The 11,946-nt window shown below is 38.7% G+C and carries 13 protein-coding genes; all 13 read right to left on the bottom strand.

What is annotated here, in order from left to right; genetic code table 11:
• Nucleotides 1–21 precede the first annotated feature (21 nt).
• Nucleotides 22–996 (bottom strand): glycosyltransferase family 2 protein, encoded by a 975-nt coding sequence (locus tag ACLIBG_RS05160; protein ID WP_439311685.1) that lies wholly within the window; start codon nucleotides 994–996, stop codon nucleotides 22–24.
• A 26-nt stretch (nucleotides 997–1,022) separates the two neighbouring features.
• Nucleotides 1,023–1,991, bottom strand: coding sequence for a glycosyltransferase family 2 protein (locus ACLIBG_RS05155; protein WP_439311684.1), 969 nt, complete (start codon nucleotides 1,989–1,991; stop codon nucleotides 1,023–1,025).
• A gap of 12 nt (nucleotides 1,992–2,003) precedes the next feature.
• Nucleotides 2,004–2,420, bottom strand: a complete 417-nt coding sequence (locus ACLIBG_RS05150; RefSeq protein WP_439311683.1) for an adenylyltransferase/cytidyltransferase family protein — start codon at nucleotides 2,418–2,420, stop codon at nucleotides 2,004–2,006.
• A complete protein-coding gene (locus tag ACLIBG_RS05145) occupies nucleotides 2,407–3,582 on the bottom strand; it encodes a CDP-glycerol glycerophosphotransferase family protein (RefSeq protein ID WP_439311682.1) in 1,176 nt (391 codons plus the stop codon). Before ACLIBG_RS05145 ends, ACLIBG_RS05150 begins: the two co-directional genes overlap by 14 nt.
• A complete protein-coding gene (locus tag ACLIBG_RS05140; RefSeq protein ID WP_439311681.1) occupies nucleotides 3,583–4,611 on the bottom strand; it encodes a glycosyltransferase family 2 protein in 1,029 nt (342 codons plus the stop codon).
• The gene (locus ACLIBG_RS05135) at nucleotides 4,587–5,807 is read right to left on the bottom strand and encodes a glycosyltransferase (RefSeq protein ID WP_439311680.1); all 1,221 of its coding nucleotides are present in this window, start codon (nucleotides 5,805–5,807) and stop codon (nucleotides 4,587–4,589) included. The genes ACLIBG_RS05140 and ACLIBG_RS05135 overlap by 25 nt, the downstream gene beginning before the upstream one ends.
• Entirely contained in the window at nucleotides 5,773–6,927 is a 1,155-nt protein-coding gene (locus ACLIBG_RS05130; RefSeq protein WP_439311679.1) for a glycosyltransferase family 1 protein, read from the bottom strand. Before ACLIBG_RS05130 ends, ACLIBG_RS05135 begins: the two co-directional genes overlap by 35 nt.
• Nucleotides 6,928–6,939: 12 nt before the next feature.
• Nucleotides 6,940–7,287 carry a helix-turn-helix domain-containing protein gene (locus tag ACLIBG_RS05125; protein WP_439311678.1) on the bottom strand — a complete coding sequence of 116 codons (348 nt, stop codon included), beginning with the start codon at nucleotides 7,285–7,287 and terminating at the stop codon, nucleotides 6,940–6,942.
• Nucleotides 7,284–8,480: a DegT/DnrJ/EryC1/StrS family aminotransferase gene (locus ACLIBG_RS05120; protein ID WP_439311677.1), complete on the bottom strand. Its 1,197-nt coding sequence runs from the start codon at nucleotides 8,478–8,480 to the stop codon at nucleotides 7,284–7,286. Before ACLIBG_RS05120 ends, ACLIBG_RS05125 begins: the two co-directional genes overlap by 4 nt.
• 1 nt (nucleotide 8,481) lies before the next feature.
• Complete coding sequence (locus ACLIBG_RS05115) at nucleotides 8,482–9,135, bottom strand: acetyltransferase (RefSeq protein WP_439311676.1); 654 nt, start codon at nucleotides 9,133–9,135, stop codon at nucleotides 8,482–8,484.
• Nucleotides 9,110–9,736, bottom strand: a complete 627-nt coding sequence (locus ACLIBG_RS05110; RefSeq protein WP_439311675.1) for a sugar transferase — start codon at nucleotides 9,734–9,736, stop codon at nucleotides 9,110–9,112. The genes ACLIBG_RS05115 and ACLIBG_RS05110 overlap by 26 nt, the downstream gene beginning before the upstream one ends.
• Before the next feature lie 81 nt (nucleotides 9,737–9,817).
• On the bottom strand, nucleotides 9,818–10,843 hold the full coding sequence (gene galE, locus ACLIBG_RS05105; RefSeq protein ID WP_439311674.1) for a UDP-glucose 4-epimerase GalE: 1,026 nt from the start codon (nucleotides 10,841–10,843) through the stop codon (nucleotides 9,818–9,820).
• 23 nt (nucleotides 10,844–10,866) lie between these two features.
• Entirely contained in the window at nucleotides 10,867–11,940 is a 1,074-nt protein-coding gene (locus tag ACLIBG_RS05100) for an EpsG family protein (RefSeq protein ID WP_439311673.1), read from the bottom strand.
• Nucleotides 11,941–11,946 lie beyond the last annotated feature (6 nt).

Genomic DNA, 11,946 nt, shown 5'->3' with positions numbered 1-11,946 from the left:
CCAGCACCAGTGTTTGCCTTGTTAAGTTTTTCTCCCTAAGTCAGTAAACAAATGTTTATGAATATAAGGACTAAAGCGAAAAACGCTATATACAACTTTTTCTCTTTTATTAGTCTGGCGGCTTTTAATTATTCTAAAAAATAACTGATTGTAGATTTTTTTAATTTCAGTACGTCTATCATCTGCTTTTGGTAGTTCAATTTGTGAATTTAAATAATACCAGAAAAAATATACCGTAAAATTATCTAATGCCTTCTCTTCTAGTTCTGGTAAATTTTTTAACCTAAAAAACTCTGCCCGATCATGTAAAGCGAGCACCTTATCGAACTTTTTTTCTGTCATTGGGGAATGAGTAGTACTTCCATTACGTATAACATAAAAATATAATGGGACATGAACATATACGGTTTTTTTTGCTTCATAAAGCAGTCTATGTGCTGTAAATTCATCATCATATAAGTAACCGTCGGGATATTTCACGTTCTTAAATAGTTCTTTTCTATATAATTTGTTCCATGGTACAACATAGGTATGACCTTCCTCATATAAACCATATAAAACTTGCCTGTTTGTATAAGTTGATACGGTATAATCTTCTAGTCTGTCTTTCCTTTGATCCTCAATACCCTCTTTTGTAGGGAGAAAATCACACATAGCAATGTCCGCCTTGTTGGTAACAATTTGCTTATAAAGAATTTCTACCATCTGTTCGTGAAAGTAATCATCACAATCGATGAAAGTAATATATTTACCAGAAGCATGAGCAATGCCGGTATTACGAGCAGCGGCAATACCGGCATTGTTCTTGTGTATAACGACTATTCTTTCATCCTTCTTTGCATATTCCTCACAAATGCGTCCACTATTATCAGTAGACCCATCGTTAACGAGTATTAATTCAAAGTCCTCGAATGTCTGCTCTAATACAGAATTAATACACAATGGTGTATATGCCTCTAAATTGTAAATTAATGCGATAATACTTACTTTTGGCATAATTGTGCCTCCAGTCATTAAGTAAGTTAACCCCTTAATATTTTCTTATTCTTTGCTGAAATATAACATTGATAATTTATCATCAACAGTTGCAACTTCACTTTCCAAGATAGTTGTTTTGATTTTGAGATATCTTTAAAATGTTTTCTCACTTCACAACTAATCCGAGCGAATTGTTCGTTAGCGTCTTGTTTATCTGTAATTTCCCTTAAGATTGTTTGAACATTGTCTATTGACCACCAAACAAACCTCATCCAAACTTCCCTCATTAATTGTGGATAGATATCGTTAATAGTATTTATGATTTCATCCCACGCTTTATAGCTATCAATTCTACCCTTATGAAACTTTGTCGTAAGAATGCTTTTCTCTCTATACCGGTAAATATAACCCGTTTTAGGGGTGTTAACGATGCGTTTTGCATTTAAAAACAGCTTATATGAAACAGCCAAATCTTCATGGATTCTACCTTCAGGAAAAGTAATATTATTAAAACAATGGCGCCGATACAGCTTATTCCATAATGCAAATCTGTATATTTTCCCTCGAAATAACTCTCGTAATGCATCTTCCTGCGGGAGCACGAGTATTCGATTGGCCTCTCTAAATTGTGTTACTTCGTCTTCAAACTGGCGGGCATATCCACAAATCGAGATATCACTGTCATTCTCTTTTAATATGTTCTCTAAATTCTCAAACATATCCGGTAGAATCCAGTCATCACTATCTACAAATCCGATCATCTCTCCGGTTGCATTTTTAATCCCTGTATTTCTTGCTGCACTTACCCCTTTTGAGGATTGATGAATAACGATTATACGCGGATCTATTTTTGCAAAAGCTTCGCAAATAGATGGACTGTTATCAGTTGATCCATCATTGATTAATAAAATTTCCAGCTCTTTTTTTGTTTGATTACAAATGCTTGATAGACATTTTTCTAGATAATTTTCCACGTTATAAACGGGAACAATAACACTTATCACAGGATTCATTTATTCAATCCCTCACATCCCGATTTTTTCTTTTACAATGGTTGAAGAGACGCCGGCTGTATACGGAAAGTAAACAACATCGACATCGACTTTTTTAAACTTTTCCTCCAGTTTCATAAAAAGAGCATCTCCTTTCCAATCGTCCCCAACAAATAAGACGTTAAAAAGAAAATGCTCCCAAGCGATATATTTATCTCGGTTTTTCTGTGGTACTACTTGATCGACATATTTCAGTCCTTCGATGATTTCCATTCTCTCCTCAAACGGAATGACCGGCCGCTTTTGTTTGTATTCCATAACAAGTTCATCTGTGCTTACACCAACAATTAAATAATCGCATTGTGCCTTTGCTCGCTTTAATATATTTAGATGCCCAACATGAAATAAGTCGTACACGCCTGTTGTATAACCAACTTTATACTGCTTCATTCACTTCCACCCTTTCCGTTCCAAAACAAACTTTTTCAATCCGTTTCATTACTTGTGCACTAGCATATCCTTTTTCATATGTTTCGATAGCTTTTAAATATATCTCTACTTTCTTTTGGTATGCTTCGATTTCAAATTGCTCTATTACCTCAACCAATTCTCGTTCGCTCTTTACCTTTGTAAATGGTAAATCGTCCAGTTGAAAATACATTTTCCGTTCCTTCTTTGTATATTGTTCAACGTCTGGAACGTATAAAAAGCAAGGGCGTCTTGTTAATGCAAAATCAAATATAAGCGAAGAATAGTCGGATATAACAATATCCGCTAAATAAAGTAGCTCTTGCATATCGTTATATTCAGAAACATTCACTGCGCTTTCACCCTGAATGAACGACTCGCCTTTCGCAGCTGCGTGCGGGTGCAGTTTGACAAGCAGCTTCCATTCTCCTCCAAACCGACTTTCCAATGCTTGTAATAAAGCAGTTGTCGGCAAGTTATACATTTCATTCGCGTCATCCTTCCTGAAGGTCGGTGCATATAAAACCACTTTCACATCGGAAGGAAGGGCGAGCTTTCTCCGTATTGCTTCCATTTTTCCGGCAGGTTGATTTAATAACAAGTCATTGCGCGGTGTTCCACATTCCAATATTTCCCCTTTATACCAGAATGCACGCTGGAAAATAGATGTGCTGTACTTGCATCCCGACAACAAAAGATCGCATTTACGAGCATCTTTTTTTGCCATATGAACATAAGAAGAAGGAAGCATTTGCTGGGCATCCTTTTCGATCTGTTTTAACCGTAAGGAACTATGCCATGTTTGAATGTAATATTGATCCTTTCTTTTCAGGAAAAAATCCGTCGTTCGGTAATTGGTAATAATCACTTTAGCTGTACACAGTTCATAGAAATAGCTTAGGGACATCGTTTTTACCTTTCTCACCTTTGGCAGAAACGGCGACTTGGATAAATCGTTGAATGCCCATACGAGATCGAACGTTCCGCGCGGATAATTTGCCTGAATGTATTCGGTTATATATTTCGGGTTACACCCATATTGCGAACCGTAATAACTGAATAGAAAAATTTTATTTTGCTTCATTGGCAATAAGTTAAAAAATTTAATAAGGGCCAGAGCTGCCAGTTTTTTAAAACGATACATTTAGTCCACCTGCCTTAATCCTGCCGGCTGAGTTGTAATGTTCATTTTTCTTAGAAGTTTTCTCATAGCAAGGTATACTAGATTTGCATTCGGATGAAACGAAAACAAGTGCAGCTGCCGACTTAAGTCGCGATCGTTTTTCACGGCTTTTTTCAAGTTGTTCATATGGTCTTTAATATATTCTTTTATTTCATTACGATAGATTCCAAGCGTATCTTTCTCCTTATTGAACACAAGCAAATAATAATGAAATAGATTCGTTTTCAACAGTAGTTTATACGATTCATTCGTCAGCCACGCATATTTTTTTTCAATAAACGCGTGACGTTCCTTCAAGCCGTCAATGATATCCAGGTTCCGCGCCGAGTATGTGGTCACGATGCTGTCATCCCGTTGCCTGTAATAATATAACGGTTCATGTAATAACACATAAGCACGCACACGATCCATGACAAGGTGTGCCCAATACACATCTTCGAACAAAACGCCCTCTGTAAAAGGTAAGTCCCGAATGATCGCGGTTTTATATAATTTCCCCCATGCAAAATTTTTTATCTTTTCATTAACAACAAGCTCTTTCATCCCGGTTTGTTGGTCGAAAACAACTGGGCGCGCCGTTTGTTTGTAATTCCGTTCATCCACAAGCAAATGGTCCGGATAGGTATAATAAAAAGCCGCCTGTGCAACATCTGCTTGGTAGGTGTGTATTGCATTTATGAGCTTTTCTACCATCTTCTCATCCAGCCAATCGTCGCTGTCCACAAACATCGTAAACGCACCGGTTACATGTTGCATTCCGGTGTTTCTCGCAGCTGACAACCCGCCATTTTTTTGATGAATAACGGTAATTCGGTCGTCTTGTTGCTTATAATTTTCTGCAATCTCCCCACAAAGGTCGGGTGACCCGTCATTTACAATGATAACTTCTAAATGTTTATATGTTTGGTTCATAATGCTGTCAAGGCAACGGTGAATATATTCTTCCACACGATAGACCGGGACGATTATGCTAACCTTTTCTTTGTCCAACTGCATCGATCCCCCTGCATGAGTTGATAAAGCTTCGCAAGCTCCATTTCATCATTAAATTTCATCTGTTTACAGTTTTTCGTAAGTTTCTCCCCTAGTTCTGGCTGATCATATAGCTGCGCAATCCCATCCGCTATTCCTGCAATCGACAAGTCACAAATGATACCATCTACTCCATCATTTACTTGCCCATGGGCAGTCGGATAATTCGTAATTAATACCGGTTTGGCAAGCATTTGTGCCTCTGTTACGGTAACAGCCTTTCCTTCATATCGAGACGGTTGCACATACAAGTCAGCTGCTTTCATATATGGATATGGATTTGTTTTTTTACCTAATAAAATAAAGTCATCTTCCAAACCACTTCGGGAAATAAGCTGTCGTATTTCTTTTTCATCCCCTCCATAGCCAACGACATACCAAACAACAGGATATCCTCTATCTTTCAAGAGCTTTATCGCCTTTACCGCTTGATCAATGCCTTTTGCATAGGATAATCGCGCCACGGTAATTACTTTAAACCGGTTATCTGCTTCCATTGGTGAATCGACATGTTCTTCTGCCAGAGTTCGAACCATCTGAGAAGAAATCATATTTTCAATAACGAGTACCTTGTCGGCCAATTTAGGATATTTTTTGATAAATGCCTGTTTGCATGCATCAGATACTGCAATAATATGATGAAACTTATTCCACAGCTCCAAGTCCATCCCCTTATTTGTATCAACAGTGGAATAGTCGGTATGAATCCAGGCTATTTTTATTTTTGCGTCGACTTTTTCAGCTACGGTATAATGGGGCCATAAATAACTGATCGCGACATCATACGTCCCTTTTACACGTGGCAAAAAAGGAAGTGCATACGTCCACATGTATTGCATTTGTTGAATCCCCTTTTCATCCGATGCTGTAAATGCCCCCCGCACTTTTGCAAAGACCCTAGCTAGCCCTAACAAAAATTTCCCGTGTTTGAAAACATCCTTAATGGACATTCGGAACGTCTTCCATACAAGCAGTTCCGGCAGTAGTGTTATTTTTTTCGGCAGCAGATGCATAAAATCGCCTGTATGACTATATAGCATGAGATCAACTTTGTACGCATTATCATCAATTTGATTCAACATACCGGCCAAGCTTCTTTCGACACCGCCCACTTCCATGTCAAAGGAGGTGATTAATACGTTTTTCATCTGCATCCCCTGCTCCTATTTGATAAAGTCTCATTAATGAATTAATGCCACCGGTTAGTGAATAGCCGGCATTCTCAAAGTGATTCACAATTTTTTGACGTTTTTTTTCCTTTTTACTCACGGATTCCAAGATGGTCTCAGCCCATACAGCAGGTTCCTCTTTCAAAGATAGCTGTTTCACCAGCCCGAGACCAATATCCGCTTCTGGCTGAATGGCTTCTGAAGTGACACATGGAACTCCGCATGCTTGTGCTTCCAGTAAAACAAGTCCTAGCCCTTCATAGATGGATGGAAATACGAATACATCCAGGCGCTGTAACACAGTTGATATATCCCTTCTGAGACCCAAAAAGCGCACATGATCAGTCAATTTTTCCTCATTCACCTTTTGTTTTACTTGCTCTTTTAATTCTCCGTCTCCAACAAATAAAAGTTTAATGGATGGGTCTCTTTGGATGAGACATTTCATAACCTCCAGTAAAAATAACTGGTTTTTGGCTGCGATAAACCTACCTATATGTCCAATGACAACGCTTGTACCCAATCCTGCTTCGATGTTGAATTTGCGAGTTTTTGCTAAAGGGACATCTTCCATCATCGTTTGGTAATCGATGACGTTTGGAAAATAGGCAAAGGTTGTTTTTCTTATGCCTCGTTTTCCAAATAGATAGAAACCCGCTGCTCTGCTGCAAGCTAATAAATGCGTGGAAAAGAGGCAAATGATCAAACGCATGAGCAACGTATAAGACCTTCTTAATATTCCAGTATCACAATCGGCTGTCGTATGTGCATGGGAAACACGTATCTTTACTCGGGCCAAACATGCTGCAATTACAGCAATGCCGCAATGAAATAATGTGTGCGCATGAACGGCATCATATGGGCCTTCATGTTTCAATAGGTCGTAAAGCTCTTTTATTGAATTGGTTTTTTTAAGATGGAAAACCGTGCCGCCAAGTTTTTGAATCTCTTTATCATAAAATGCTTCTTCCTCGCTATAGGAAACAAAGTCAAATTGTACTTGTTTCGAGTCGACGTTTTTAAAGATATTCATTAGCAACGTTTCCGTCCCACCCGTATTCATCGCACCGGTAACATGGAGTATCTTTTTCTTCTTATTGTCCATATACTCCCCTCTTCATGAATTCTTTCTGCATATTTGGTCTTGTTTCCATTTAGCAAATTCAATGACGGTTTTGTACTCAGAAAGTTGGTCTGCCTCGATTCCGCTTTCTTTCAGCTCATTCACAAATTGTACCCATGCTTCCTCGGGAATGGCATCTTTTTTTATCTCGTTCCCCATTAATACTTGAAAATCAACGCTTAAAACAGCTGCAATCTTTTCCATAATTTGAATGGATGGATTTTGATTAACGTTTCGTTCAATATTGCTTAAGTATGATTTTGAAATTTGTGCACGGTCGGCAAGCTCAGATAAACTGAGCCTTCTCTCCACTCGTATTCTTTTAATATTTTCCCCTATCATTCTCCCATTACCTCATATTCCCCTAGTATATAAAACCGCTTCTTCCGCTTCTTTTCCAGCACATCACGTATGCATTGAATGACACGTTGTTGGTCATTCTCACTTAAATTCGAACCTGATGGAAGACAAATACCACGAACGAATAAATGTTCAGCAATATGTATGTTTTCTTGGTGTGAATAATAACGAGCACCTTTAAACAACGGCTGCAAATGCATCGGTTTCCAGACATGACGCGCTTCGATATTTTCCTTTTTAAATGCTGTCAGTATTTGTCCTACCGTTACACCGGTTTTTTCTTCATCGATCGCAATTGCTGTTAGCCAACGATTTGATCTTGTATTATCCAGCTCCGGCATAAAGGAAATACCGTCAATATCTCCTAATGCATGATAATACTTTCTGAAAATCATTCTTTTTGTATCAACTCGTTTTTCCAATTGCTGTAGCTGAATTCTTCCTACGCCCGCAAGCAAGTTACTCATGCGATAATTGTAGCCAATCGTATGATGCTGATAATATGGCTCCGGGTCGCGTGCTTGCGTGGCAAGAAAACGTGCTGTATTAAGTGAAGCAATATTGTTTGAAACGAGCATGCCACCACCGGAAGTTGTAATAATTTTATTTCCATTAAAGGAATAAACCCCAAATGTGCCAAGCGTACCACTTGCTTTCCCTTTATAGCTTGAACCAAGTGATTCAGCCGCATCTTCAATGATTGGAACGTTGTAATAATTACATATTAAAAGGAGCTCATCCATTTTGGCGCTTTGACCGTATAGATTCACGACTATGACTGCTTTTGGTAGCCTGCCTTCCAGTGAGGCGATATGCAAAGCCTTTCTTAAAGCTAAAGGAGACATATTCCACGTCTCTGGTTCGGAATCGATAAATACCGGTTCTGCTCCTTGGTAAAGGATCGGATTGGCACTAGCAACAAAAGTGAGCGTGGAACAAAACACAGCGTCCCCTTTTCCTACATTCAATACGGAAAGAGCCAGGTGCAGGGCAGCTGTTCCGGAATTTACTGCTACCGCATCACTAATTCCAACATGGCTTGCAACCTCCTTTTCAAACGACTCTATGTTCGGCCCAACCGGCGCAACCCAATTTGTATCAAATGCTTCTTTGATATAATGCAGTTCCCTGCCACACATATGTGGAGGGGATAAATGTATTTTAGGTTTTCTCATTTCACATCACGACCTCATGATTATATTTTTCGCCTTTCTTGACCATTCGAGCCGGACATCCAACGGCTGTGGAGTAAGCAGGTATTGACTTAATGACAGCTGCACCCGCTCCAATTACGGACCATCTTCCAATGGTACGTCCGGGAATAATCGTCGCTGCCGCTCCAATATGCGTACCTTCCTCCACCTTGACTTCTCCGGTTAACGTTGCATTCGGCGAAATATGTACATAACTACCAATGTGGCTTTCATGCTCGACAATAGCTCCCGTGTTGATGATACAATGCTCTCCAATTGACGATTCTGTGTTTACAACTGCATGTGGCATGACCACTGTTCCGTACCCGATCGATACCGTCGGACTAATCGTTGCTGTTGGATGAATCAGTGTCATATAGTGTTTACTTTTCAGGTTCAGCTGTGTTGCTATTTTCTTTCGTACAGCATTATTTCCAATTGCAATAATGACTTTGATATTCTTTTCCTTAAATTTATAGAAATAAGAAAGAGGACCATACAGTCCCCCGTTCCTTTTTGATATACATGCATATTTATCATCTAATACTGCCGCTATTTCATATTCCTTCCTGTACAAAATCATGTCTCGGATAACTTTGCTATGACCACCATCACCGATAATAATGACTTTTTTCATACTGGATCACTTCTTTCGATCGTTTAAATTTTTCAACCGTTGCCTGATTTTCCTGATTGATGCCTTCTTTTCTGCACACTTTCCCTATCGTTTGAAGCAAAATTTTCAGATCGAGCATGAAGCTATGATTTTTAACGTACCAGCTATCCAGTTCAAATTTTTGTTCCCAGGAAATTGCATTCCTACCGTTCACTTGGGCCCAACCGGTTATACCTGGCTTCACTTGATGGCGTCTATTTTCCTCCTCCGTAAAAAGAGGGACATATTCCATTAGGAGAGGGCGTGGCCCTACAAGACTCATTTCGCCTTTAACAACATTAAGTAGCTGTGGCAACTCATCTAGGCTGTATTTTCTAAGGAATTTCCCAACAGCAGTTAAACGGATGTGGTCAGGTAGTAAGTTACCTTGTAAATCTGTCTTGTTATTCATCGTTCGAAATTTAATAAGGTAAAATGGGCGGCAATATTGCCCCGGACGCTGTTGTATAAATAAGACAGGGCTCCCCATATCGCGTTTTATAACGATCGCAATAACGAACAATAATGGCGAAAAAAAAGCTAGCATGAAAACCGCAATAAACAAATCAACGCCTCGTTTCAATTTTTACGCTCCTTTACAACAAATAATATTTGATTCTACTAATTACATATAACTTTTCTTATACCGTGTACTACCGGAGGCCTAAACGAGTTGTTTACTCTCATAGCCATTTGGGTTATGTTGCTGCCAACGCCAAGTGTCGACACACATTTGTTCCATATTTTTTTTTGCCTGCCAAGCTAATTGTTTTAAGGATTTTTTCGGATTTGCATAACAAACTGCCGCATCTCCCGGGCGACGTTCTACGACACGATATGGAATATGTTTCCCGGTAGCTTTTTCAAATGCCTGCACAACCTCAAGCACCGAATAGCCTTGACCTGTCCCCAAATTAAAAGGTTCCACAACCGTGGAAGATCGTACAAATTCCAACGCCCTTAAATGCCCATTTGCTAAATCCGTTACATGTATATAATCTCTTACACCTGTTCCATCTCCTGTAGGATAATCATTTCCGAATATATGAAGCTGCCTGATTTTTCCTACTGCAACTTGTGAGATATACGGAAGCAAATTATTCGGAATTCCGTTTGGATCTTCACCAATAAGACCTGATCCATGGGCTCCGATCGGATTAAAATACCTTAATAAAGCAATACTCCATGAAGGATCAGATGCATATAAATCAAGTAGCATCTCTTCAATCATCTGCTTCGTTCGTCCGTATGGATTAGTGGCCGAAAGAGTCGCATCTTCTTTAATAGGCATTTGCTCCGTTTGCCCATATACGGTTGCCGAGGAGCTGAAGACTAGCTTTTTCACGCCAAATTCCCGCATTACTTCACATAATCTAATCGTTCCAGTCAAATTGTTATCGTAATAACGTAAAGGAACAACTACTGATTCCCCGACCGCCTTTAAACCGGCAAAATGAATAACTGCTTCAATATCATTTTCTTCAAAAACATTCGTCAGGCTTTTTCGGTCTGAAATATTGATCTGATAAAATTTAAAATCCTTCCCGGTAATTAACCGCACTCGATTCAAAGCTTCTTTTTTACTGTTGGAAAGGTTATCAACAACAATAATTTCTTCACCGTTGTTTAATAATTCTACACACGTGTGGGTTCCAATATATCCCGCCCCACCGGTAACAAGGATTGCCATGAACGTCCTCCTTTCTCCACTAACTACATGAAATAATTGCTCCGATACATAATGTTTAGTGTCATTACGTTTTCGTAGTAATAATAAGCTAAATAACAAACAATAATACCGTAATATATCAATTTTCTATTACTCTCAGTAAACAGTTGAATAATCCAAGATAAAAGAATGAGTGTGTAAATCTCAAAGTAAATAGAAAATCGAGCGAAAATCCAATTCTGTGTTGAGATAATCATAAAAATCAACCCAACAAGAGCCATGTTTACAATGTAATCACTGCTCGGAAAAATACGTCGCAACTTTTCCCTGCCCAAATAGGCTATGACCAAAGGGACCGCAGCAACCAGCACGCGCAGCGTATTTGCCCCTCCCTCGGCAAAAGATTCATAATGCCCATATTGCGTATCTTCAATGGCTGTGAACAGTAGATTTGAAAACTGTTCATAACCTAGAACAATAATGACGGAAAATATAATGAGTGCTACTGTCGCTTTTGACCAAGCTTTGTACCTTACAAGAAAATAAATCGGAATTAACACAAGCGCACTTTGATGGAAAAGAGAGGCAACAATTATTATAAATGTATATGCTATGAAATTCCCTTTTATTAAAAAGCGGATAGCTGTAAATGCTATTGCAGCGGCGAGCACTTGCCTTATCCCATTCATGGAGACTAAAAATAATCCTCCAGTAATATATACATATAAACTGATCTCAATCATTCTTGAATAATGATAAAATACAATAACAAGAAGCAGATTCGTTAGGAGCGCTGTTATAAAAATTAATATTTGGGGGTCTTCTGAAACGTAATTCTTTAGTATAAACTGTAATAGACCAAACCCAATATCCTTATCAGCCAGAACAGATTCCCAAGTAAAATAGTTCGTTTCAAAAGAGTGAATGTAAAAATAAGTATCACCAATATTTGCCCTAAGCCCCGATACTAATGTAAGTGATACAAATGCAACAAAGATTAAGAGTTTATTTGGTTTTTTCGGTATGACAGCATTTATATTTTTTGATGGAACCGCATAGTATCTTGCCAAAAAGGAGAAAAAGAATACAACAGTAAGATTAATCCAGAATATAGTCATTGAAAT

The sequence above is a fragment of the Virgibacillus sp. W0181 genome (genome assembly GCF_051846915.1).
Taxonomy (GTDB): Bacteria; Bacillota; Bacilli; order Bacillales; family Amphibacillaceae; genus JBPYCR01.
The sequence above is the reverse complement of the archived record's forward strand: the minus strand, read 5'-3'. Positions and strand labels throughout refer to the sequence as shown.

Coding starts and splice junctions, on each gene's coding strand:
- ACLIBG_RS05150 (WP_439311683.1), bottom strand. CDS start 2,420: ATGAAGCAGTATAAAGTTGGTTATACAACAGGCGTGTACGACTTATTT.
- ACLIBG_RS05120 (WP_439311677.1), bottom strand. CDS start 8,480: ATGAGAAAACCTAAAATACATTTATCCCCTCCACATATGTGTGGCAGG.
- ACLIBG_RS05160 (WP_439311685.1), bottom strand. CDS start 996: ATGCCAAAAGTAAGTATTATCGCATTAATTTACAATTTAGAGGCATAT.
- galE (WP_439311674.1), bottom strand. CDS start 10,843: ATGGCAATCCTTGTTACCGGTGGGGCGGGATATATTGGAACCCACACG.
- ACLIBG_RS05130 (WP_439311679.1), bottom strand. CDS start 6,927: ATGGACAATAAGAAGAAAAAGATACTCCATGTTACCGGTGCGATGAAT.
- ACLIBG_RS05115 (WP_439311676.1), bottom strand. CDS start 9,135: ATGAAAAAAGTCATTATTATCGGTGATGGTGGTCATAGCAAAGTTATC.
- ACLIBG_RS05100 (WP_439311673.1), bottom strand. CDS start 11,940: ATGACTATATTCTGGATTAATCTTACTGTTGTATTCTTTTTCTCCTTT.
- ACLIBG_RS05145 (WP_439311682.1), bottom strand. CDS start 3,582: ATGTATCGTTTTAAAAAACTGGCAGCTCTGGCCCTTATTAAATTTTTT.
- ACLIBG_RS05155 (WP_439311684.1), bottom strand. CDS start 1,991: ATGAATCCTGTGATAAGTGTTATTGTTCCCGTTTATAACGTGGAAAAT.
- ACLIBG_RS05135 (WP_439311680.1), bottom strand. CDS start 5,807: ATGCAGATGAAAAACGTATTAATCACCTCCTTTGACATGGAAGTGGGC.
- ACLIBG_RS05125 (WP_439311678.1), bottom strand. CDS start 7,287: ATGATAGGGGAAAATATTAAAAGAATACGAGTGGAGAGAAGGCTCAGT.